The organism is Acinetobacter sp. ACZLY 512, from assembly GCF_023614015.1.
Lineage (GTDB): Bacteria > Pseudomonadota > Gammaproteobacteria > Pseudomonadales > Moraxellaceae > Acinetobacter > Acinetobacter soli.
The window spans coordinates 41,935-64,140 of record NZ_JAKIVI010000009.1 but is presented as its reverse complement, the minus strand read 5'-3'; the positions used below and the strand labels follow the sequence as shown (position 1 = coordinate 64,140).

Sequence of the window (22,206 nt, the reverse complement as noted above, 5' to 3'; positions counted from 1 at the left end):
AAACGTATAGTTTTAAGTTTTGTGTCGCTATTGATACTGCTAGTGTCTAGTCAAGGCTGGGCACAATGCACAATGAATAGATCACCTCAATACCTGGAAACAGATGACTGGAGTGCGGCAAAAATTCGATTTGGTAATGTGCAACTAATGAATCAGGCGATACAGCCATTAGGTAGCGTGATTGCCAGTACGGTGGTTGCACCAACAGAGTTTCGTGCAAGAAATGCCAATTCAGAGTCTATTCTATGGACATGCGATGAGGGCGACCAGAACTACATCACCTTTCTTGTCTCAACCAATGGAGATGATTTTTACGGTGGTCGTACCGAAGTTGCGGCAACGGATGCAGGTGGGCAATCTGGTGTATTTTATACCGCGGCACAGCTTCTTGGTCTTAGATTAACGATGGCGGGAAAGGTCGTTACTCAATATTATCAGGATATTCCCGTGAATTACGAAACTGGCTCAGGTGCAAATGGCTGTGCGGTGGGTAAAATTTGTATTCGACTCAAACATATTCCAAACTTACAAGCAGAGCTAATACGCATACAAACCAATCCTGAAACCAACACAGGCGTGGTTAAGCCTTGGCTATCTAGTGGAATATATAGTTACTTGGGCCCAGCAGCGTATATTCAGTTGAGTAATAAAACCAATGGTATTGGTCCACAACCTGTCACGTTTGGTCACGATGAAATTGGAGAAAGTCATACAACGAACTTCGCTTTCTGGGGAGCGGATAATGGTATTGGTTACACATTATATAATGCAGTAAGTATGAGCCCGCCATCGAATTCATGCTTAACTACTTTTACCACACCTGTGGTGAATTTTCCGAAAACCAATACGCAGGCTTTGAACGATGGAGGAGAGGTTTCAGCAGATTTTGAGGTACAGGTACAATGTCATAATAATGCTCAACGAGAAACCTCAACGGGTCAAAATGCCATCGGTATACAGGTCTCCTCTTCAAGTTACGATGCCGCGCAAACCTTAGGTTTGGTCAATTCCTCTACAGGAGTGAGTGCCTTAATCTCAAACCAATACGGACAAGATCCGAGCTTAGCTCAAAATGTCGGAATTTATCTGACCAACCCAGCCAATAACACCACAATGAATTTTGTGGGCCAGCCAGGCTTAACGGGTACATTTCCAGCCACCTTTGGAACAGGATGTAGTGGATACTGTTACAGTGCAATTAATTATCCAAGCGGAAATTCGGCTGGCTGGTACTCACTGACGCAAAATGCTCAAGTGATCGGTTCGCCTGTAGCCAACCATACGTTATACCGAATTCCTTATCGTGCAGTTTTGAAGAAACTACCCAAAGGTGCCGCTACAGCAGGAAGGGTATATGCCACTGCTACAGTACTGGTCAAGATACAATGAAAATCTTCTGTTTTATATTAATAAGTTGCTGTATGTATACCTGTAAGGCCGCACTAGCCGGATTGCTTCCTGAAAATACACGTGTGATTTACAATAGTTCTGAATCATCTCGATCATTTATTGTGGTCAATAAAAATCATTATCCAGTATTGGTACAAGCATGGGTGGATGATGGTGCTGGAGATCCAAATACAAAACAGGCACCTTTTTTGATCAATCCTCCTGTCTTTAAAATGCAGAGTGGAGCTGTACAGGTTTTAAAGATTATCTACACAGGTGAAAAACAAGATACAGATCAGGAATCACAATTTTGGCTCAATTTATATGAGGTACCGGGAAAATCGTCAGTGTTCACCGGTTCGAATACCGACAACCAACTTGATCTCACCATGCAAACGCAGTTAAAACTTTTTTATCGACCTAAAAAAGTTCCAAAAATGGATCTTCAAGCTGTTGCAGCGCAGCTGAAATTTTCTTTTAAGACAATAGATGGTCAACAGTATTTGATCAGTGAAAATCCGAGTGCATACTTTATTTCTTTTTCCGAAATGATATTAAGATCAGACCAACATTCAATACCAGTTCAGGCAAACCTTGAACAGATGCTTGCGCCAAAATCTCGACAGGTTTACCCAATCGATCATATCCCTGACCAAATGAAGCAGATCGATTTTAGCCTTATTGGAGACGATGGCTTTGCATATTCATTTAAATATCTTTACTATAAGTTTAAATAAATCTTAATGTAAGTATAACTTACTCATTTTTTAATTGAACTTAATCCCAAATAGAATGAAATTTAATGATAAAAACTTCGGTGAATGTACTTTTATTACTCATGATTGTGGATTTTTGTAAATCTTACCATTTAAAAGTTCCAGAAAGCTGTAGATCTTATTTTCATGATTCTCGTTATTTATCACTCAATAATATTTATGATCGTGTACCCTTTTCGACATGGCAAAAAATTATTTATGAACTTTATGAACAATATCCTGTTCCTGATTTAAGTATTAAAATTACAAAGCATGCAAATATTTCCTGTGCTGGGCTAACAGGTTATCTCATTCTTGCACGGGAAAATTTATATCAAGCTGCTATGGATTTTATTTACTATGAGCGTTTAATTGTAGATTACAATTCGGGTAGTTTAAAAGTTAAAAATGACCTGATTGAGTTTGTATGGTCTGATTTTCATGAAAAAGCTGGTCTCTTAGTCGATGAGGTCATTGTTTTTACTTATATTGAGATTGCTAGACAAATTATTGATCCACAAGAATTAAAATTAGAAAAGATTTCATTTTATTACGATAAGCCGGAAAATTCTGATTTTTATGAAAAAATATTAGGATGTCCTGTTCATTTCAACAGCCCAATTATTTCTGTTGTGATGTCAGCTTCCCATTTAGAAAGTATACGCTTACCCACAAAGGATCCGATTTTATATAAGATACTTAAACAGGAAGCAAATCGACATATTTTAGATTTGCCTTCAAATCACGATTTTGAGCAAAGACTTGAAATATGTATTATGCATTGTATCAAAGAAATCACCTTAAATAATGTGGCAAATTATTTAAATATTTCAACGCATACACTTAAAAATAAACTTTTTCAAAGAAAGTTAAACTTTAACGTATGTGTAAATAAAGTCAGAAAAAAATTAGCGATTACATATCTTGAAAATGAGAAACTTACGATTAATCAAGTCGCAGATCTGCTTGGATATTCTGAACAAAGTGCTTTTCAACGTGCTTTCAAATCTTGGATGAATATTACACCCTTACAATTTAGAAAAAATCTTAAACAAGAAGATATACAAAGCTAATCGATTAATTTTAATTTTATACTGATGATCGCATCGAAAAGATATAAGGTATAAGAATACAAGTTAAGCTGACATGTTTTATCAGTTTGGATGGTTTGATTAAGTTCTGTTCATATGAATCCAAAATTGTTAAAGAAATTAATTAAATCTTATAGTTGTATGGAGATCGATTTAATTTGAATAACTACGCACTCAACTCTTTAACTTGAATTAAGCTTTTATCAGATCAATGTCTAATCAGGTAAATTTGATTTTATGAAGTTTAAAAATGTAATCATAATCAATAGCATTTATGGAAGATTACAGCTAACCAGATCGAGATTGCTCCAATTTCAAAAAGAAATTGATGAGCGTTACGTTAATAAATTAAAACGATTCAAACTTAAATCAATGTATCTTTCATTTAAATATAGACAATAAATATAGAATATTTTTAAGATTCAAAATAATAATTTTTTTAAAGATGTTAATGATGCGTTCAATTCTATAAAAATATTTTTATCTTTTGATAAACTTTATTTCCTAGTTGATTGTATTTTAAATAAAATATTAACTAAAGGGCAATTCAAGTAAAAGTCAGTATTTAAATTGTTATGGTATAACATATCTTTTTTGATATTTATAGGTTAAATTATTAGTGATTAAAATTTTGATTTTATTTTAAAGTATAATTAAAGTATTCTTCATATAAAAATTTTATTTTTAGTTATTTAATTTTTATATTAAATAAATTTCTAATGATTTCTTAATAATTATTTGATTCATACAATATTAGAAATAAGATTCATTATCAAAAAGTAACAATTAGATAATAATAAATATATTAATAATGTTATTTATTAAGTTTCATTTTTTTAAAAATTTGATATAAAACATAAACTTAATTCTAAAATTATATTTTTTTAATAAAAAATTAATCAATTTTAAATTTGATTAATGATTTTTTTACAAATTATTTTATTGATAATTATATTTTAATTTTACGAGAATCTATTTTAAAAATAATTTGTTACACTGTTTTTAAAATATATTAATATTATTTAAAACAATAATATATGCTTTAAATAGATTGAAGGTAAATTGTGTTTTTAGGTTGCTTTATTTTATTTGCTTTGTATTTGAAAAAATTATTTTCTAGAATTATTAACTGTGGAAGGAAGCTAATTAGAAAAAGATCTAGATAAAAAAGGACGGTAAAGATTATGAAACTATCAGCAATCAATGTCGCTTTAATATGTTTGTGTTTTCTAGGAAATACACATGCTACCGATGACTGGAGCTACCGCTGGAAAGCATCAAGCACACGATCTAGTGAAAACCTTTATCAAGCCAATTTAATTGAGCTTATGGATTCTGATTATTATTCTGGCTTGGGAAAAACAACGTTAAATACCACCAACAATGTAAATACCACCAATAATATTGAAACGCAAAACAATACCAGTTCAACGTCGATTGGAGCACTCGATACCTCGACGAACTCACTCACAATTAATGGTTCAAATAACAGTGGTATAAAACTTTCAACCTCTGCCTTTAATGAAGGGTCAATCAATTCGAGTACACAACAACAAAATCAGAATTGCCCTAATTTAAGCACTCACTCGGACGTACCACTATGCTGAATCTTACTTCCAATAAAATCAAAATATCTTCGGTGGGTACCACGATATTTTTCAGCGCTTTCCTGAGCGGTTGTACTGGCTTAGCGGTTTCAAATAAAGAACCTGTAAGTCTCGTTCAAGGGCCAGCAATTACAGACATTTTTACTCCTTTTGACATGGCATTGTCGTGCTTAAAAGGTCAAATACGCAATGACGTCAACTTTTCTGTAGGTGCCATTTTAGATCAGACAGGTAAGGACGTCGTGACTGACGGTGGCACAGGTAAATTGGTCACTCAAGGTGCAGGAGATATGGTGCAGTCGGCCTTGTTCCGCGCGGGTGTGAGTTTACTCAACCGACGTGACCCACGCATTATTGAAAGTGAAGCCAAATGGGGCATTCGTGATCCGCGTATGATTCAAGCTTCTAATTACTACGTGACAGGCAGTATTAATAGTTTGGATTTTATCCCAGGTGGTGGTTTTGATATGCAAATTGGTGGAGTAGGGCCAAATTACAGTCAGACCCGGATTATCGTTGGTCTTGATTTGTCCTTAACCGATGCACGCACCAGTAAAGTGGTGGGGAATGTATCTTTGCAAAAACAAATCGTCGCGCAAGATTACGGGATTAGCGCGGGTCGTTTTGCAGGACGAACACTTTTAAACATTCAAATTGGTAAAGGTGAACGTGAAGCAACCAATTTTGCACTGCGTCAAATGCTCAATCTGGCCACATTTGAGCTGCTCAGTCAGGTCGTGCCGCCATCCACATTTGAAGGCTGTCGTAACACCATTCCACCCGAATTTGGGCGTTTAAGCCTCACTCAGAGTTCGGTGGCACTCTACAAATATAAAGAGACACAGCAGCAAAAAACACCAGTGACCAGTGGCGTGACAGAATCGTCACTGACCAAAACAAATCCGTCGACTGAAAAAAATAAACCGGCCAATGTACCCAATAAAGATATACAGCCCATGAAGGAAAAAGAATCGAACTTGATTAGTAATCCAGATGGCGATTCTGAACTGAATAAGAAAGATCTGATCAAGTACATCAGCATGAAACCAGCGGTTACGCCACCAGCGAAAGTGGTTCCAGAAAACAGTGATGCTGAACAAGAAAAACTCCTGACCGATGCGGTACCGGGTTTTGAAGACAACTACTGGTCGAGCAGTCAGCGCGACTAAAGAATTTGCAGTAAATGGGCTCGCTACCATTATAAAAAAGAAGTACTCAGCGAGGAGTACTTCAAAACAAAAAAGGAATACAACTATGAAAACGACTATCACAAAAATTGCCTTAGCCGCAGCCTTCCTTTCAACCGCAGCTATGGCGAATGCATCCCCTATGCAGATCAGCGTTAATTCAGGTGCAACAAGTATTATTAACGCATTAGCACGATATGCAGATCGTACGACCAGTACCGCATTTAATGTTGCTGTGAATACAGGTGATGTAGATGCATCTGTCAATACTTTGGGAGCCTTCAACTCACTCAAAAATGTGGGAAGTACCATTGCAGTTGAAACATCTGCTTTAGGTGCAGCCAACACTGGCGATATTTATTTGGAACAAGGAAGTTTGAGTGCTGCTAGTTCAGGTGCAGAATCAGCATCAATGGCTGCAGCTAGAGGCGCTACAAGATCTTCAGGTTGGGGCTGGTATTCAAATAGCAGTTCTTACGGCAGTGCGTTTAACTCTGCTTATGGCTCTAACTTTGAAAACTCACTCGATGAAACACTCAGCAATTATAGCGCTGCAAATATTGCCTACAACTCAGGTTCAATTGATGCATCGGTCAATACCGCGGGCTTAGTGAACCGGATCAATGGTATTAGTACTTCAGCAGTGGGTGCAGTGAACACAGGTGGTATTTCTGTTGTTGTGAAGTAATACCCTCACATTTGATTCTTCAGGGTCCTAACTTTAGTCATATTGTTAGGCCCTTCTTTATTTTAAAACAACCATCGAGTAATTAATTTTAAACGTTTTCTAGATTTGAGTCTGCTTTACAATCATAGTACTACATATCGTTATAAACGGCATAAAAAAAGCCCTCATCTTTCGATGAGGGCTTTTTAGAATCTGGAGCGGGAAACGAGACTCGAACTCGCGACCCCAACCTTGGCAAGGTTGTGCTCTACCAACTGAGCTATTCCCGCAAAATGAGCAGTTTTAATCAAAAACTTTCACAAAAAATATCTGGAGCGGGAAACGAGACTCGAACTCGCGACCCCAACCTTGGCAAGGTTGTGCTCTACCAACTGAGCTATTCCCGCGTGCCGCCTATAATACATTAAGAAAAACAAGGGTCAACACCTTTATGCAAATAAATCGACTGATTGAATAAAATAAAGGCAGTATAAGCTTAAAACGTCCCGTATCGGCTAAGAGGTGATCGAAAATGAATGTGATTTCTTGGGCGGGTATTCAATAAATGATCAATGAAAACAGAGAGAACACGATATACTGCCTAGAAGTTGAATCTATAAAAGGAAAACGCATGAGCCTTGAACAGCAATTAACAGAGCGATTGATGTCACTGAATCCTATTCATCTTGAGGTCATCAATGAGTCGGCCGGTCATGGAGGATATTTTCCGGGAAAAGAAAGCCATTTTAAAGTTGTGGTGGTCAGTCCGATATTTGAAGGATTACGTTTGGTACAGCGTCACCAGAAAGTTTATGCGCTAGCTGCCGATTTAATGAGCCCGGCACGTATTCACGCTTTGGCCATTCATGCTTATGTTCCTCAAGAGTGGCAAGGGCAGGCACCTGATAGCCCAGATTGTGCACATGCACCGAAACGTTGAGGTGATAAAATATGGATGCGCATCTCATCACTAAAATAATTCATATGACTGCGGTGACCGTCGCACTGGTCGTCTTTGTTGCTCGTGCTTTCACCTTATTTATCGGTATGCAAAATCAGCAGCCCAATCCAATTGCCCGTGTGCCGCTCACAGCCTTGCAACATTTAAGTTATAGCATTGTGCTGATAACGGGTATTGTATTGCTGTTTATGAAGCATTTTCAGGTTCAGCCTTGGTTTTATGCCAAGATGGTTCTGTTTTTGGTACTGTTGTCATCGCTCATGAAAGCCTTTAAAAAGGATAATCAAATTTTGCTGGTCCAACGCCGTGCCGGATTATTCTTGGGGGCGATTGCATTTGTGGCAATCATGAGTCTGGTGATCATCAAACCAGTTTTTAACTAATTGTTTGACATACTTTTCCTTTTATTTCGTATGCTGGGTTAAACTGTGTACGAAAGAAAAATAAACACGAAGCGGGGGAAGTATGCTGACAAGAGTGGTATTCAATCAAAAAGGTGGGGTTGGAAAATCCAGTATTACGGTAAATCTGGCCGCAATCAGTGCCAAGCATTTTAAAACCTTAGTAATCGATCTTGACCCACAGGCCAACTCCACCCAGTATTTGCTGGGTGAAGCGGCCACCTATGCGGCAGACAAACCCGTACTTGAGCCCAATATTGAAAATTTCTACGACGATGTACTCGGTGGAAATCAGCCCAAGGGCTTGATTGGCAATGCCATCGGCTCACTTTTGAAATCACGTGCCAAAGGGCTCGACAGTTTTATTCATCCAACCGCGTTTCCTCAATTAGATGTGCTTCCGGCTAGCCCAAAACTGGGTAGTCTTGAACATGCGCTTGAGTCCAAGCATAAAATTTATAAATTGCGTGACGCGATTATCTCACTTGCTGGTCAATATGACCGGATTTATATTGATACGCCGCCCGCATTCAATTTCTTTACTTTATCGGCATTAATCGCGGCCGATCGTGTCCTGATCCCTTTTGATTGTGATGTATTTTCCAAACGTGCGTTACAAACATTGATTGAAAATGTGATCGAAACCCAAGATGATCATAATGATCGTCTCGAAATTGAAGGAATTGTGGTCAATCAGTTTCAGGCACAAGCCAAACTTCCACGCGAAGTGGTGCAACAATTGAAAGATGAAGGCTTACCTGTACTCAATCATATGTTGCCGCCTTCAGTATTGATGAAGGAATCACATCTAAAGAACTTGCCGTTGGTTCATTTGGCACCTGAACATAAACTGACCTTGGCCTATCAAGCGTTGTTCAGGGAAATCGAATCGCTTTAAAGGGAATCATATATGAAAGGTTTAAATGTTGTGCCTTTAGTGGCCGCTAGTTTACTGCTCGGTGCATGTGCAACCACTGTAAAACCCACCTACGTTTCACCTACGCAGTATCAATCACTTAATTGCTCGCAATTGCAAAGTGAATACAATCGGATTCAGACGTATATTAACAGCGGCGTACAAACACCCAAACGTACAGGTGTCGGTGTTGGCTTAGGGCTCGGTGGTGGTTGGGGACGTGGCGGTTGGGGCTTTGGACCGTCGGTTTCGGTTAATCTTGGTCAGTCATCTGAAACCAAAAACACGGAATTATCTCGTGTTTTGGGCCAGCAGCAGGCGATTGCTCAAGCTGCACAGTTTAAAAATTGCCCGATTATGACCGGCAAACGATAAGGATTTTATCGTAAGCCTTCGGTTTTACGCACAAGTTTAGTGTAAAACCGAAAATTAAGTTTTTCAAAATATTATTAAAATTGTTTATAAAAATTAAAATCTTATAAAATAGTACTGCTGTTTTTGTGTCGATTTTTCTGTGCGGTCAGTGTATAAAACTTGTCAGATGAAATGACTTTCCTATAAGGTGTGCTGCTTCTTCATCATTATGGATACTGCATGATTGAGAGTTGGTTTTTTGTCATCGCGATGATCGCGGTACTGCTGATTCCAGGGCCAACCAACGCCCTGCTGGCCAGTGCTGCCCACCAGCAAGGTATTGTAAAAACAGCTTATGCGGTGCCAGCAGAGTGGCTGGGATACATTTATGGCATTAGCCTCTGGGCCATTTTTATTCACTTGGGTGAACCCATCTGGCCTGCTTTGATTCCGATTTTGCATACCATTAGTGCCATGTATGTCATTTGGCTGGCATTTAATTTATGGAAAAGTTCACATCTTGAGCGTCATAGTCAGCAACACATCTCGATTAAACCACGTCAGATCTTTTTTGCCAGTTTAAAAAATCCGAAAGCCTTACTGTTTGCTGCGGGTATTTTCCCGCCCGAAACTTGGGAGTCGCTCTACAATACCGTGCATGTCTTTATATTGTTTAGCCTGATTTTGTTGCCTGTTGCGTTCTTTTGGATGTGTTTTGGGCGTGCTTTGCTGGCAGGAAATGTTCGTGGTGTGCGGGCAGAACATTTGTATAAAGGTTCTGCCTTGCTGTTGGTGGTCTGTATGCTTCCGGTGATTTTTAGATTCTTTTAAGCGTTTATTTTTGCAAGGTTTGGCGTCTATTTAGATATTTTTGGCGTACAAACCCGATCACGCCAGGCAAAATACTTAAAATAATAATGCCAAAAATCAAATGCGTGAAATTGTCTTTGACCACAGGCATATTGCCAAACAAATACCCAAGCGTAATAAACGAGCCAATCCATAAAAAGGCACCCACGACGTTATAACTTAGGAAAAATTTGTAATTCATACTGCCTGCGCCTGCTACAAACGGCGCAAAGGTACGAGCAAACGGAATAAAGCGTGCAAAAATAATGGTTTTACCGCCATGACGCTCAAAAAAAGCATGGGTTTTGACCAAATGTGACTTGTTGATAAAACGAGAGTTCATTTCAAACACACGCGGTCCGATAAAGCGTCCGATGTGATAATTCAACGTATCACCCAGCACCGCTGCAATAAATAACAGCAAACCCAGTAGCCAAGGATCCATGGCACCGGTTGAGGCAGCCAGCGCACCGGCTGCAAATAATAAACTGTCACCTGGTAAAAACGGCATGACCACCAAACCAGTTTCTACAAAAATAATCAGAAACAAGATGGCATAGATCCAGACTCCATAATTTCGAATGAATTCAAGGAGGTGGTCATCAACATGTAAAATAAAATCGAAGAGTTCCATGGGGCATCAAAGTGCAAAATTGTATCCAAATCCTAACAGTGCTGTACCGGAAAGTCAGTACGATAAAGTAACAATCTGAAAGAGATTTATTGTTCTCAAAATAGAACAATTTGTATTTTTAATAATGTTTATTGCAAAAATAATTCTACTTAGAATCTCAGTATTCCAAAACATGTTCAAATAATGAGGTATATCTGATGTTTAATCCAAATGTTATCGTTAAAAATGCAGTCGCTCATCACGGTGTAAATGGTGTGGTCAGCTTGGTGGCCCGCGTATTGATGGCTTATATTTTTATCGTAGCGGGTTGGGGCAAACTGACTGCTTATACTGCAACAGTAGGCTATATGGAGTCTATGGGAGTGCCGGGAGCATTATTACCTCTAACGATTCTGGTAGAGCTTGGTGGTGGTCTGGCGTTGCTGTTTGGATTTCAGGCCCGCTTTGCAGCGTTTGGTCTAGGAATTTTTAGCATCATCACGGCATTTATTTTTCATGAAGGCGCCGATAGTGCACAAGCCATTAACTTTATGAAAAACTTTGCGATGGCAGGTGGGTTATTTTTCTTGATGCTACATGGCGCAGGCAAGTTTAGTATCGATACCGCAATTGAAAAGTAACATTGATCAAGCGACTTGATTTGCCTCTTACAAATCTCTACCCGACAATCTCGTGAAATTCTGTTTAGATCACAACGAGTTGAATAATAAAAGGAGATGATCTGTGAAAAAAACAACGACGTTATTGTCGCTTATGGTCGGTTTAGCGGCCTCATCGATGGCCTTTGCGGGTAAGGATGATCATGTGATTATTCAAGAAGCGGCTAAAAATAAAGTGAATGTGCAACAAATCGCTCAGCTTAAAGACGAAACAGGCATTACTCTGATTGGACAGATTACCCAGCACCTCAAAGGCGATCATTATCAGTTTCAAGATGCGACCGGTCGCATTGGTGTGGAGATTGACGATGATCTATGGCGACAGGCCAATTTGAAGGTCGGTGATCATGTTCGTGTGGTGGGTGAAGTCGATACACATCGCTATAAACCGACCGATATTGAGGTGATTCAAATCGAGCGTTATACGCACGCACATTAATTAAGTAAATCCTTGTATTTCATCGACTCTTTTAGCGAGTTTGATTGTTGAAGGAAAGAGCGTGCGCGGTACAGTGAAAAATGTTAGAATACTGCGCTTCTCTCGTTGCCTTGCATAGTTGTGTAATCATGACAACCAATACTCACATTACTGATGATCGTATCTTAATTTTGGATTTCGGTTCTCAATACAGCCAGCTGATTGCGCGTCGTGTACGTGAAGCCGGCGTATATTCTGAAATGTATGCTTTTGATATGTCTGAAGAAGACATTCGTGCATTTAATCCGAACGGCATTATCTTGTCGGGTGGACCTGAAAGTGTACATGTGGAAGGTAGTCCACGTGCGCCTCAAGTTGTTTTTGAGCTTGGTGTACCGGTATTGGGGATTTGTTATGGTTTCCAAACCATGTCAGAGCAACTGGGCGGTCAAGTAGTACCGGGTACTGTGCATGAATTTGGTTATGCCGAAGTGGATATCCAGCACCGTGATCCACTGATCGGTAATTTACAAGATCGTGAGAACCAGCTGCATGTCTGGATGAGCCATGGCGACAAAGTCGGTCGTTTACCAGAAGGTTTCGTGACTACTGCAAGTACACCAAGCTGTCCGTTTGCGGCTGCGTCTGATGAAACGCGCCGTTTTTATGGCGTGCAGTTCCATCCGGAAGTGACACATACCGCTAAAGGTGCAGAATTATTGTCTAACTTTGTTCACAAAATTTGTGGATGTGGCGGCCTCTGGACACCTGAACACATTATCGATTTGCGTGTAGAGCAACTGCGTCAGCAAATTGGTGATGAAAAAGTATTGCTCGGTTTATCTGGTGGTGTCGATTCATCTGTGGTGGCAGCATTGCTGCACAAGGCAATTGGCGATCAACTGACCTGCGTATTTGTCGACAACGGTTTACTTCGTTTAAACGAAGGCGATCAAGTTATGCAAATGTTTGCAGACAACATGGGCATCCGTGTGATCCGTGCCGATGCTGAAGAGCGTTTCTTGACTGCGTTGGCTGGTGAAGTTGATCCAGAGAAAAAACGTAAAATTATTGGCCGTGAGTTTATTGAAGTGTTTGCAGAAGAAGCACGTAAACTTGACGGTGTGAAATTCTTGGCGCAAGGCACAATTTATCCTGATGTGATTGAATCTGCCGCCAGCAAACAAGGTAAAGCGCATGTGATTAAATCGCACCATAATGTGGGCGGTTTACCAGAAGACTTGGCGTTTGATTTGGTTGAGCCATTACGCGACTTGTTTAAAGATGAAGTGCGTAAACTGGGCACCACATTGGGCTTGCCACATAGCATGATTTATCGTCATCCATTCCCAGGTCCTGGTTTGGGTGTGCGTATTTTGGGTGAAGTGAAAAAAGAATATGCCGATATTCTTCGCCTTGCCGATGACATCTTTATGCAGGAATTACGTGCCAGCGGTTGGTACGATAAAACAGCACAAGCATTTGCTGTGTTCCAACCTGTAAAATCTGTGGGCGTGGTCGGAGACGGTCGTCGTTATGCATGGGTGATTGCGTTACGTGCTGTAGAAACAGTCGATTTCATGACCGCGCGTTTTGCACACCTGCCATACGAATTGGTCGATAAGATCTCAACGCGTATCATGAATGAAATTAAAGACGTTTCACGTGTTGTCTACGACGTGTCGTCTAAACCCCCTGCAACCATTGAATGGGAGTAAATTTGGGCTTTCAAAATGCATCGCATTTTGCCAAATTTACGACAAGAGCTTTGCTTGTGGTAGTGAAGTTGAAATCCCTTAAAGTTTAAAAAAAAGAGCGCCAATTGGCGCTCTTTTTTCTTTTAAGTCGGTGGTAATTTTAAGACGACGCTGTCGCTTTCCAGTAGGGCCAGTTCGAAGAGGGATGAAATAAATAATTATGGCTGAGCAATGAATCATGCGTGTGTGGATTGCGCTCATGTAAGCCCATTAGCTCCATCATCATTTGATCCACATCGGCAGTATTGATGGGTGAGTTTAAATTGACGCCCGTGTCTTTTATTCCATTGTGCCAAACAACTAAAGGCACTTGATAGCCTGCTTGCGTATTTGGACTATGGCCAGCAAAATCGATCTCATGACCCACTTCGTTGCCATGATCGGATACAAAAACAAATGAGCGCCGCTGTGCGTGATCATTTTTTTGTAAGGTCTGGAAGAAACGACCAATCAACCAGTCCTGATATAAAATACTGTTGTCGTAATAATTGCGCTGCTGTTGAACCAGCATCCCAATATCATTTTGTTCTAGCTGTGATTCCACAGCGTCGGTACTTTCTGATGAAAAGCGATCAAACTGCTGCGGATAGCGGAGCTGATAATTTGGATGTGCACCGAGCATGTGCACAATAATCAGTTTTTTGGGTTCTGGACGCGTTAAGATTTCTTGGTACACTGGCAAAATCTTTTCATCAAAAGAATGACTGCTACGTCCTGAGCGATGATTGGTATAAATTTGCTCATCAACAAAAGAACCAAAAAGCGAGGAAATATAGCTGTCATTTTGATTACTGATCCAGTACACCTTAAAGCCTGCAGTCTTGGCATAAGCCAGCACACTTTCGGTGGCATACTGGCTTTGCTCGACGTGACGAGCCTCGGTCAGTTTCATTTTCAGTGCGCCAATAGTGGATGCCGCTGGTGAAAAGGCCTGACAGAAAATTTTAAAAGAGCTGCTATATTTTTCTAGCTCTGGCGTGGTATTACGCGGATAACCACACACACCAAAATTTTTGCTAGTGACACTATCGGTGATCAATAGGGTATGCGTTTGCGACTGAGGCTGCTGGTTATCGAGCACCAACTTATGTTTGGCAGTTTCCAGCCATACATCGTGTATCTGCTGATGAGTCTCGATCTGCTGCTTAAAATTTTGAATTTTAGAATAATAGTCTGTCCAATAGAGCATCGGATGCTGGGCACGCGATGGCTCGATCAGATAACTGGCTAGCGCCAATACACCTAAAAATGAACACAAATAACGATTGAGTCGAACCTGAAACACATGCGCTGATAAGTTGCGGAAAGTAGGTTTAAAACAGATCCAGAAATAACTGATAAAACCGATACTAAATGCCAAACTCGCCAAGAGTAGCGTTTGAGCATGCAATTGAAGAAATTCAAGCGCTTCTTGCGCTGTGGTGTTGGCAATCGCTTGCACAATAAAATAAGCATCGGTATCACTTTGATACACAAACCAGCTCAATGAACGCAAACTGGCATCGCCGAGAAAAACCAGCCACCAACAAATAGCTGCCACTTTCCAACCCAACCGAGTGCGTGATATCGCACGATAAATCAGCCATGCTCCTGGAAGTGAGAGTAAGCCGAGGCGAATACCATCGGAAGGATTTCCAGCAATGGATAAAATGCATGCTGTAAGCAACGCAGGAAGAAGCACCCAAAGTAAAACCAACACATTTCGACGAGTCATAAGGCTTGACGCTTCAATAAAAAAGTACAGAGTGGATCAATTAGAAAATCTAATTAAAAATTTTGGCTCTTCAATTTAATTGAAAAATAGCAAAGAATGAATTTATTTTTATGCGCTTTATGTCGAGATAGAAGAAGAAACTGATAGAAAAATGAGAGGCGAGAGTACGTCAAGAGATGAGCTAAAAATGGCTTGAAAGAATCGATATTTGTGATTCAAGCCAAGCCCTCAAATAGTTACTTAACCACCAAAGACCCGATGGACCAGACAGGCTATGCTCAAAGATACTTCTCATTTTTCAGCACCGATGAAAAGAAAAAATATGATTAAAGATCATAAAGGATAAAAAACTATGACCACCAACCATGACACGGACATCTCTGATTCACAACAATGCGAATCATCCGCCCCTCAATCAATTCAGGAATTTCCCATTCGTCGTGCAGAAATCGGTCAAGGCACGGTCATCAAACGTGCCTTACCCAGCCGTCACAAACGCATGATAGGTGCATGGTGCTTTTTAGATCATGCAGGGCCTGTACATTTTCCGCAAGGCGATGGCTTGGATGTGGGGCCACACCCGCATATTGGCCTGCAAACCTTTACCTGGATGATCGAAGGCACCATTATGCATACCGATAGTCTGGGAACGAAACAGTTAATCCGTCCGTATCAGGTTAATTTAATGACAGCCGGGCACGGTATTTCGCATACCGAGGTAGCACCAGAGCATGAGACCAAAATGCATGCGGCTCAGCTATGGATTGCCTTGCCTGATGAAAAACGCAATATGGCGCCACAATTTGATCATTATCCGAATCTGCCGCACACAGAACAAGATCAGATCAAGTTTACGGTACTGGTGGGCGAGTTTCTGGAGAAACAGTCACCTGTGGCTGTGCATACACCTCTGGTAGGCGTCGACATGACTGCACAGGCAGACACCAAAACACGTATTTCACTGAATCCAACATTCGAATATGGTTTTTTGGCATTGGATGGTCATGCATGGATCAATGGCCACGAACTCACTCAAGACAATCTGCTGGTCCTCGAATCTGGTGCTAGCGAAATTGAGATTGAATTGTCACAAGGTCATCGGGTGTTACTGATCGGGGGAGAGCCATTTAAAACACCGATTTTATTGTGGTGGAATCTGGTTGGACGTACCACCGAGGAATTACGTGAAGCCCGTGACCAATGGATCAATCACGACTCACGTTTTGGTGAAATTCCAGATTATGATGGTCCGCGACTAGAAGCGCCTGCCTTTCCAGATCAGATGAGAGCATCCAAATAAGTTGTATTGCCCGAAGTGCAGTTAATAGATTAGTGATTAAAACCTTGCAGCGCAGTGTTGAGATGAGAATCATCATTCCATCATGATGTTTCAATGAAATGACTTTACAGTTAAGTCCATGCCATTGTCATGGGCTTAATGCTATAACTGAGAGTACAGATCAGACACATCAGGACTAAAAGAAAATCTCATGCTGACGATTCACCATCTAGAAAAATCACGCTCATTTCGTATTGTATGGGCACTTGAAGAGCTCCAGCAGCAATATCAGATCAAGCTTTACAAACGACTGCCAAGTTTTGCAGCACCACCTGAGCTCAAACGCGTACATCCGCTTGGCAAAGCGCCTATTTTAGAAGATGCCGGACGTACCATTGCAGAATCGGCTGTAATTCTGGAGTACTTGCAAACCAAATTTGATACGGCACAACGTTTTAAACCACAACAAGATGACGATGCATTTCAATATCTCTACTGGATGCACTATGCCGAAGGTTCACTGATGCCGTTGCTGGTGTTTCAACTGGTGATGAATAATGTGGGTAAAAATGTTCCATTTTTTATTCGACCGGTCGCCAATAAAATTACCGATGGCGTTAAAGCCGGATTTATTGGCCCACGGTTAAAAGATCATATTGCCTTTATCGAGCAGTATTTATCTAAACACGATTACTTTGCTGGAGAATTTAGCTTTGCCGATATTCAAATGAGCTTTCCGCTGAATGCGTTGCTAACCCGAACAACTGGGCAGTTTCCAAATATTCGGGCATTTTTGAAGCGAATTGAAACGCGCCCGGCTTATCAGCGTGCCAAAGAGAAAGGGGATTATTAATCGGGGATGGCTCGCCCAAGCCGTAATTCGGAAGGGCGATAGCCATAGTACTGTTTGAAACGTGTACTAAAATGGCTGGCAGAACTAAAACCACATTGCAGGGCAATGTTGGTAAGCGGTTGGGTTGAGTGAAGCGCCAAGTCATGCGCGCGTTGCAAGCGTTGTTGTAATACATATTGATGCGGTGAGACGCCTGTCGACTGCTTAAACATGTGGGCAAAGTGATATTCGCTCAGTTCGGTCTGTGCTGCCATGTCTGCCAAGGTCATGGCTTCTGCAAGGTGCTCGTCTATCCACGCTTTTAGCCGATGAAGCATAAACGGCGCCAGCCCACCGCTCACTCGCGGTAATTGCCATTCTACGTTGCTATAACGCTGTAATAGAGAGATCAGCAGTAAGCTGGCGCTATGGCTAAGCTGTAAATGATTGCTGCGATCTTGCCAATCACAATTGAGCAAAAAATGCCGATATAAGCTACTGATTTGGACATCCTCGACAAAACTTTGTTCTGCCAATTCGATGTGCGCGGGTTCTTTGTCCCAAATTTGTGCTGCGACATGCTTTAAATGTTGATCGGTATAGTACAGATGCACAAAACGCAGATGATCACGAATGTCCCACGTCGAGGCTTGTCCCTCAGGCATTAAACAAAAGCGATCTGGCCCACCACCATTACGCCATCCCTGTGGGGTCTTTTTATAACTTTCATAGCCGCCCTTGATATATAAACTCAAGGTATGGTGATCACTGCATACACTTACCCGGTCATGCTGGTTTTGCCAAGCAGCCAACTGCATACCCGAGCCCAGTTGCAGGCTATCGAGTAACTTGGTTTTATGCTGTTGCAACTGCGACAGGGTTTGATAGTTCATGCCAAATGCGGTAGCGAATTAAAAATAATAATGCTGTGATTTTATCCTTTTTTTCATCATTTGATAAAAGTTGTCTCGTAAAAAAACGCAAGATTAGGCAAGTGGCCGCAAATATGCGAAAGCGTTCAAAATGAGCACTGCGGATACTGTTGAGCACACTGGATAAAAAGAGATTGTAATGAACGCGGTGTTATATGCCTTGGTGGTGCTGATTTTTGGAACGACATGGATCGCAATTACCTTGCAAAGTGCTGAAATCGCGCCGGTTGTTGCGGTATTTTGGCGGTTTTTTATTGCGGGTGCACTCTTGATGGTGGCGCTCCTGATTTCAAGACGATTGACTCGCCTGAAACTCAATGATCACCTGTTCTGCTTGTTACAAGGCTTATGTATTTTTAGTTTAAATTTTATCTGCTTTTACATCGCCGTGCGTTACATCAGCAGCGGTCTGGAATCCGTTATTTTTTCTATTGCGGTTCTTTTTAACACACTCAATAGCTATTTCTTTTTCCGTCAGCCAATTTCAGCCTATTTCCTGCCTGCGTTTATCTGTGGTTTGTTGGGTATGATCGCTTTATTTTGGCACGACCTAGCAACGACGCAAAACGACTGGCAAACCGTGAGCGCAATTTTACTGTGTGTATTGGGGACTTATGGTTTTTCTTTGGGGAATATGATTAGTTTGCGTCATCAGAAACAAGGCTGTGATGTCCTGACCACCAATACCTATGCCATGCTCTACGGTGCCATCGTGATGGCTGTCATCATTGCGCTCACCGGCCAATCATATTTACCTGAGAGTTCAGTGGTCGGTTGGTCTGCCTTGATGTATCTTGCGCTGATTGGATCTGTACTGGGGTTTTCAATTTATTTTATGCTGATCCGGCGGATCGGGGCAGGGCCTGCGGCATATAGCACCTTGCTGTTTCCCTTGGTGGCACTGACCATTTCAACTTTTTTTGAAGGTTATCAGTGGACGTGGAGTGCAGTATTCGGGGTGATGCTGATTTTACTTGGTAATTTAATTCTGTTTATCCAGCCCAAAGGATTGCCATTTATCCGATCCAATCAACGGGCCTAAGCTTTGAAAGTGAAATTGCGATAAAAAAAGAACGCGTAAAGCGTTCTTTGGATGTAAAGCATGTTCAGTCTTAGCGTTTCACGACAATCGAGTCGATGCCGCTGTGTTGCAAGGTTTGTTGAGCACCTAAAGCTGCTTCTTGTGTTTCATATGGCCCTGAAATCACACGGTACCATGTTTTTCCGTTTTCGACTGTTTTGACCACATCCGCAGACAGTCCATTTAAAATAATTTCAGCACGACGAGCATCAGCACTGTCAGGATCTGCATAGCTACGCACCTGCAAAATAAAGCTGGCAGGCTGTGGCGCAGGCGCCGCAGTCACATTTGCTGTACTACCCGATGCAGTTGGCGCACTGGCCGCACTTTCTCGCGGTGCTTCTACAATCACCGCAGCATTTTGATCTTTGGTCTCTGGAACAGCCTGATCCGGAATCGGCGTCATTTGCTGTTGAGGCAACAGATCATAGAAGCGATAATCGTGATTGGTGTCTTCTTCTTGATAATGGGTCGAAGTAACTTCATTTTTGGTCGAAACAGGTTTCCACGGCTTCCACAGCATCAGCATGACAGCAATGCACATCAGCACCAAGATCGCCACCACCATACCTAACCAGCGAGGCACTAACGGTTTCTTGGGCTTGTTCGGTCGTTCAGATACACCGCGTTGCGTTTTTCCAAACACGTGGACATCCTCTTTATAATTTCTACCACATAACCAATAACATAGAAGCCTAAACAACCAAAACACTATTGTTTGGCTTCTTTGTAATACAGCGTCTCAGATCGCTTTCAATCAACGAACTTACATACTCTCTGGTGCAGATACACCCAGCAATTCTAAGCCGTTGCGTAAAACTTGCTGTACGTTTACTGAAAGCAATAAACGTGCTTGTGTAAGCGTTTGATCGTCGTCATTCAAGACTTTGTGCTCGTTGTACCAGCCATGGAACAGCGCTGCCAATTCTTTTAAATAGTTGCCAATCTGATGCGGTTCGTAGGCATTTGCAGCACGTACCAAAATGTCTGGATAAGCAGCCAGTTTGGCCAGAATTTCCGTTTCGGCATCGAGGTTTAAACGCTCTGCCAATGGACGAGCTTGTGTGCGGTCAAACGCGATCTGGTTGCTGTGTGCTTTTTCCAACATGCGGCAAATACGGGCGTGCGCATACTGGATGTAATATACGGCATTGTCTTTGCTTTGCGATACGGCCAAATCCAAATCGAAGTCGATGTGTTGTTCCGATTTGCGCATTACATAGTAAAAGCGTGCGGCATCGTTACCGACTTCTTCACGCAGTTCACGCAAGGTCACAAATTGTCCAGAACGTGATGACATCTGTACCATTTCACCGCCACGCCATAAGCTCACAAACTGCACCAGCAATACGGTCAGTTTAGATGAATCAAAGCCCATGGCATCAATTGCAGCTTTCACACGTGCGATATAGCCGTGGTGATCTGAACCCCAGATATCGACAATATCGGTATAGCCACGTTGTAATTTATCGAGATGATAAGCAATGTCTGAAGCAAAGTAGGTGGTTTGACCGTTACGACGTTTGACAACACGATCTTTCTCGTCGCCAAATTCAGTCGATTTAAACCAGATGTTGCCGTCTTTTTCGTATAAAAAGCCGCGTTGATCAAGTGTTTGTAACGCTTCATCAATTTTTTGATTCAGTGATGCTTCACTAAACCATTGATTAAAGGTCACACCGAACTCTTCAAGGTCATCTTTAATGTCATCTAAGATGGCTTTGAGTGCCGCTTGATGAAACACGCGATAGCCTTCACCTGTCAGGCGCTGTGCATTGGCAATTAAGCCATCAATATGTTTTTCTTTGTCCCCAGAAACAACGACTTTATTGCCCTCTGCATCGAGTTCTGCTGCGAACTGAACATCTTCAGGCACATCATGGTACACCGCTGCAACAGGGTGCACGTAAGCATCGCCGTCTTGATCGATAATGCTTTGCGCGATTTCTTTAACGTAGTCGCCTTGATAGGCGTTTTTAGGGAAAACCAGAGATTGACCAAGTAATTCTAAATAACGTAAGTAGGTCGATGTCGCCAAAATGTCCATCTGACGGCCCGCATCGTTGACGTAATATTCACGATCAACTTGGGCACCTGTTGCTTCAAGCAAATTCGCAACAGTCATGCCGTAGGCTGCACCACGGCCGTGGCCCACATGCAGGCTTGAGGTTGGGTTTGCCGATACAAACTCGACTTGTACTTTTTTCGCGGCATTGACTTGAGTCTGACCAAACTTCGACCCTTGCGCTTGAATTTGATCCAGCACAGCAAAGCGTTGATCAGCATTTAAAAAGAAATTAATAAATCCTGGGCCTGCGATTTCGGCTTTACTGATGTCCGCCACTTCTGGCAATGCTGCCATGATCTTTTCTGCAAGATCACGTGGTTTCATTCCTGCCGCCTTTGCGCCAACCATTGCAATATTGGATGCAAAGTCACCGTGACTTCGGTCTTTGGTACGCGTCAAAATACTGTTGTTGATCCAATCTGATGGAAGAATCCCTTCGTGTTGAAGAGACTGCACTGCATGATCCAAAGCGGCTTGTATGGCGGTATTCATATCGATCTAAAAGGAATGTGTCGCAGAAAAACGCCCAATATAGCAAATTTTGACTGATTTAGGTGAGGGTCTTGTTCGGATTCTTGTATTTCCCGACAATCAAAGTGGACGCTTTGCCATAGACCGATCAATTTGGATTTTTCAGGCAATAAAAACAATAAAA

Annotated in this window: 22 protein-coding genes and 2 tRNA genes; 17 read left to right on the top strand and 7 right to left on the bottom strand. The window is 41.5% G+C overall.

Annotated features, from left to right (window positions below; translation table 11 throughout):
- The first annotated feature begins 72 nt into the window (after window positions 1-72).
- The 6 genes from L2096_RS11030 to L2096_RS11005 all read left to right on the top strand — a co-directional run bounded on the left by L2096_RS11030 (window position 73) and on the right by L2096_RS11005 (window position 6,717).
- On the top strand, window positions 73-1,389 hold the full coding sequence (locus L2096_RS11030; protein ID WP_250365406.1) for a fimbrial protein: 1,317 nt from the start codon (window positions 73-75) through the stop codon (window positions 1,387-1,389).
- Between the two features lie 32 nt (window positions 1,390-1,421).
- Window positions 1,422-2,126 carry a fimbrial biogenesis chaperone gene (locus L2096_RS11025; protein WP_171494927.1) on the top strand — a complete coding sequence of 235 codons (705 nt, stop codon included), beginning with the start codon at window positions 1,422-1,424 and terminating at the stop codon, window positions 2,124-2,126.
- 65 nt (window positions 2,127-2,191) lie between these two features.
- Complete coding sequence (locus L2096_RS11020; protein ID WP_250365405.1) at window positions 2,192-3,217, top strand: helix-turn-helix domain-containing protein; 1,026 nt, start codon at window positions 2,192-2,194, stop codon at window positions 3,215-3,217.
- Between the two features lie 1,202 nt (window positions 3,218-4,419).
- Complete coding sequence (locus tag L2096_RS11015) at window positions 4,420-4,842, top strand: hypothetical protein (protein WP_004941648.1); 423 nt, start codon at window positions 4,420-4,422, stop codon at window positions 4,840-4,842.
- Window positions 4,836-6,011, top strand: a complete 1,176-nt coding sequence (locus tag L2096_RS11010) for a CsgG/HfaB family protein (RefSeq protein ID WP_151815580.1) — start codon at window positions 4,836-4,838, stop codon at window positions 6,009-6,011. Before L2096_RS11015 ends, L2096_RS11010 begins: the two co-directional genes overlap by 7 nt.
- 85 nt (window positions 6,012-6,096) lie before the next feature.
- A complete protein-coding gene (locus L2096_RS11005; protein ID WP_104125353.1) occupies window positions 6,097-6,717 on the top strand; it encodes a hypothetical protein in 621 nt (206 codons plus the stop codon).
- 193 nt (window positions 6,718-6,910) lie between these two features.
- Here the strand turns inward: L2096_RS11005 and L2096_RS11000 are convergent.
- Both L2096_RS11000 and L2096_RS10995 read right to left on the bottom strand, forming a co-directional pair.
- A tRNA-Gly gene (locus L2096_RS11000) sits at window positions 6,911-6,986 on the bottom strand.
- A 41-nt stretch (window positions 6,987-7,027) separates the two neighbouring features.
- Window positions 7,028-7,103, bottom strand: a tRNA-Gly gene (locus tag L2096_RS10995).
- A 224-nt stretch (window positions 7,104-7,327) separates the two neighbouring features.
- Between L2096_RS10995 and L2096_RS10990 the strand changes: the two genes are divergently transcribed.
- From L2096_RS10990 to L2096_RS10970, 5 genes are all read left to right on the top strand, one after another.
- A complete protein-coding gene (locus tag L2096_RS10990) occupies window positions 7,328-7,636 on the top strand; it encodes a BolA family protein (RefSeq protein ID WP_025095898.1) in 309 nt (102 codons plus the stop codon).
- A gap of 11 nt (window positions 7,637-7,647) precedes the next feature.
- Window positions 7,648-8,040, top strand: a complete 393-nt coding sequence (locus L2096_RS10985) for a SirB2 family protein (protein ID WP_250365404.1) — start codon at window positions 7,648-7,650, stop codon at window positions 8,038-8,040.
- Between the two features lie 82 nt (window positions 8,041-8,122).
- On the top strand, window positions 8,123-8,956 hold the full coding sequence (locus tag L2096_RS10980; protein WP_104125352.1) for a ParA family protein: 834 nt from the start codon (window positions 8,123-8,125) through the stop codon (window positions 8,954-8,956).
- A gap of 12 nt (window positions 8,957-8,968) precedes the next feature.
- A complete protein-coding gene (locus L2096_RS10975; RefSeq protein ID WP_004941629.1) occupies window positions 8,969-9,349 on the top strand; it encodes a hypothetical protein in 381 nt (126 codons plus the stop codon).
- A gap of 219 nt (window positions 9,350-9,568) precedes the next feature.
- Window positions 9,569-10,159, top strand: a complete 591-nt coding sequence (locus L2096_RS10970; RefSeq protein ID WP_004941627.1) for a LysE family translocator — start codon at window positions 9,569-9,571, stop codon at window positions 10,157-10,159.
- Window positions 10,160-10,163: 4 nt separating this feature from the next.
- On the opposite strand, the gene L2096_RS10965 is transcribed toward L2096_RS10970, so the two are convergent.
- Window positions 10,164-10,811 carry a DedA family protein gene (locus L2096_RS10965; protein WP_004941624.1) on the bottom strand — a complete coding sequence of 216 codons (648 nt, stop codon included), beginning with the start codon at window positions 10,809-10,811 and terminating at the stop codon, window positions 10,164-10,166.
- 197 nt (window positions 10,812-11,008) lie between these two features.
- On the opposite strand from L2096_RS10965, the gene L2096_RS10960 reads away from it, so the two are divergent.
- The 3 genes from L2096_RS10960 (at window position 11,009) to guaA (ending at window position 13,606) form a co-directional block, all read left to right on the top strand.
- Window positions 11,009-11,431, top strand: coding sequence for a DoxX family protein (locus L2096_RS10960; RefSeq protein ID WP_004941621.1), 423 nt, complete (start codon window positions 11,009-11,011; stop codon window positions 11,429-11,431).
- A gap of 133 nt (window positions 11,432-11,564) precedes the next feature.
- Window positions 11,565-11,909, top strand: a complete 345-nt coding sequence (locus tag L2096_RS10955; protein WP_039910161.1) for a NirD/YgiW/YdeI family stress tolerance protein — start codon at window positions 11,565-11,567, stop codon at window positions 11,907-11,909.
- A 128-nt stretch (window positions 11,910-12,037) separates the two neighbouring features.
- A complete protein-coding gene (guaA, locus tag L2096_RS10950) occupies window positions 12,038-13,606 on the top strand; it encodes a glutamine-hydrolyzing GMP synthase (RefSeq protein WP_004941614.1) in 1,569 nt (522 codons plus the stop codon).
- Window positions 13,607-13,745: 139 nt separating this feature from the next.
- Here guaA and L2096_RS10945 read toward each other — a convergent pair whose 3' ends face one another.
- Window positions 13,746-15,359: a phosphoethanolamine transferase gene (locus L2096_RS10945; protein WP_250365403.1), complete on the bottom strand. Its 1,614-nt coding sequence runs from the start codon at window positions 15,357-15,359 to the stop codon at window positions 13,746-13,748.
- Between the two features lie 352 nt (window positions 15,360-15,711).
- On the opposite strand from L2096_RS10945, the gene L2096_RS10940 reads away from it, so the two are divergent.
- Complete coding sequence (locus tag L2096_RS10940) at window positions 15,712-16,659, top strand: pirin family protein (RefSeq protein ID WP_250365402.1); 948 nt, start codon at window positions 15,712-15,714, stop codon at window positions 16,657-16,659.
- A 190-nt stretch (window positions 16,660-16,849) separates the two neighbouring features.
- Window positions 16,850-17,491: a glutathione S-transferase gene (locus L2096_RS10935; protein ID WP_250365401.1), complete on the top strand. Its 642-nt coding sequence runs from the start codon at window positions 16,850-16,852 to the stop codon at window positions 17,489-17,491.
- Here L2096_RS10935 and L2096_RS10930 read toward each other — a convergent pair.
- A complete protein-coding gene (locus tag L2096_RS10930) occupies window positions 17,488-18,363 on the bottom strand; it encodes an AraC family transcriptional regulator (RefSeq protein ID WP_250365400.1) in 876 nt (291 codons plus the stop codon). The genes L2096_RS10935 and L2096_RS10930 overlap by 4 nt on opposite strands.
- Before the next feature lie 178 nt (window positions 18,364-18,541).
- On the opposite strand from L2096_RS10930, the gene L2096_RS10925 reads away from it, so the two are divergent.
- Complete coding sequence (locus L2096_RS10925; RefSeq protein WP_250365399.1) at window positions 18,542-19,444, top strand: DMT family transporter; 903 nt, start codon at window positions 18,542-18,544, stop codon at window positions 19,442-19,444.
- Between the two features lie 70 nt (window positions 19,445-19,514).
- On the opposite strand, the gene L2096_RS10920 is transcribed toward L2096_RS10925, so the two are convergent.
- Window positions 19,515-20,129 (bottom strand): SPOR domain-containing protein, encoded by a 615-nt coding sequence (locus tag L2096_RS10920; protein ID WP_004944264.1) that lies wholly within the window; start codon window positions 20,127-20,129, stop codon window positions 19,515-19,517.
- Window positions 20,130-20,249: 120 nt separating this feature from the next.
- Window positions 20,250-22,043, bottom strand: a complete 1,794-nt coding sequence (gene argS, locus L2096_RS10915; protein WP_111812311.1) for an arginine--tRNA ligase — start codon at window positions 22,041-22,043, stop codon at window positions 20,250-20,252.
- Window positions 22,044-22,206 lie beyond the last annotated feature (163 nt).

Bases quoted from the DNA above. Each gene is read 5' to 3' on its own strand.
- L2096_RS11030 (WP_250365406.1), top strand. From the start codon at position 73: ATGAATAGATCACCTCAATACCTGGAAACAGATGACTGGAGTGCGGCA.
- L2096_RS11025 (WP_171494927.1), top strand. From the start codon at position 1,422: ATGTATACCTGTAAGGCCGCACTAGCCGGATTGCTTCCTGAAAATACA.
- L2096_RS11020 (WP_250365405.1), top strand. From the start codon at position 2,192: ATGATAAAAACTTCGGTGAATGTACTTTTATTACTCATGATTGTGGAT.
- L2096_RS11015 (WP_004941648.1), top strand. From the start codon at position 4,420: ATGAAACTATCAGCAATCAATGTCGCTTTAATATGTTTGTGTTTTCTA.
- L2096_RS11010 (WP_151815580.1), top strand. From the start codon at position 4,836: ATGCTGAATCTTACTTCCAATAAAATCAAAATATCTTCGGTGGGTACC.
- L2096_RS11005 (WP_104125353.1), top strand. From the start codon at position 6,097: ATGAAAACGACTATCACAAAAATTGCCTTAGCCGCAGCCTTCCTTTCA.
- L2096_RS10990 (WP_025095898.1), top strand. From the start codon at position 7,328: ATGAGCCTTGAACAGCAATTAACAGAGCGATTGATGTCACTGAATCCT.
- L2096_RS10985 (WP_250365404.1), top strand. From the start codon at position 7,648: ATGGATGCGCATCTCATCACTAAAATAATTCATATGACTGCGGTGACC.
- L2096_RS10980 (WP_104125352.1), top strand. From the start codon at position 8,123: ATGCTGACAAGAGTGGTATTCAATCAAAAAGGTGGGGTTGGAAAATCC.
- L2096_RS10975 (WP_004941629.1), top strand. From the start codon at position 8,969: ATGAAAGGTTTAAATGTTGTGCCTTTAGTGGCCGCTAGTTTACTGCTC.
- L2096_RS10970 (WP_004941627.1), top strand. From the start codon at position 9,569: ATGATTGAGAGTTGGTTTTTTGTCATCGCGATGATCGCGGTACTGCTG.
- L2096_RS10965 (WP_004941624.1), bottom strand. From the start codon at position 10,811: ATGGAACTCTTCGATTTTATTTTACATGTTGATGACCACCTCCTTGAA.
- L2096_RS10960 (WP_004941621.1), top strand. From the start codon at position 11,009: ATGTTTAATCCAAATGTTATCGTTAAAAATGCAGTCGCTCATCACGGT.
- L2096_RS10955 (WP_039910161.1), top strand. From the start codon at position 11,565: ATGGTCGGTTTAGCGGCCTCATCGATGGCCTTTGCGGGTAAGGATGAT.
- guaA (WP_004941614.1), top strand. From the start codon at position 12,038: ATGACAACCAATACTCACATTACTGATGATCGTATCTTAATTTTGGAT.
- L2096_RS10945 (WP_250365403.1), bottom strand. From the start codon at position 15,359: ATGACTCGTCGAAATGTGTTGGTTTTACTTTGGGTGCTTCTTCCTGCG.
- L2096_RS10940 (WP_250365402.1), top strand. From the start codon at position 15,712: ATGACCACCAACCATGACACGGACATCTCTGATTCACAACAATGCGAA.
- L2096_RS10935 (WP_250365401.1), top strand. From the start codon at position 16,850: ATGCTGACGATTCACCATCTAGAAAAATCACGCTCATTTCGTATTGTA.
- L2096_RS10930 (WP_250365400.1), bottom strand. From the start codon at position 18,363: ATGAACTATCAAACCCTGTCGCAGTTGCAACAGCATAAAACCAAGTTA.
- L2096_RS10925 (WP_250365399.1), top strand. From the start codon at position 18,542: ATGAACGCGGTGTTATATGCCTTGGTGGTGCTGATTTTTGGAACGACA.
- argS (WP_111812311.1), bottom strand. From the start codon at position 22,043: ATGAATACCGCCATACAAGCCGCTTTGGATCATGCAGTGCAGTCTCTT.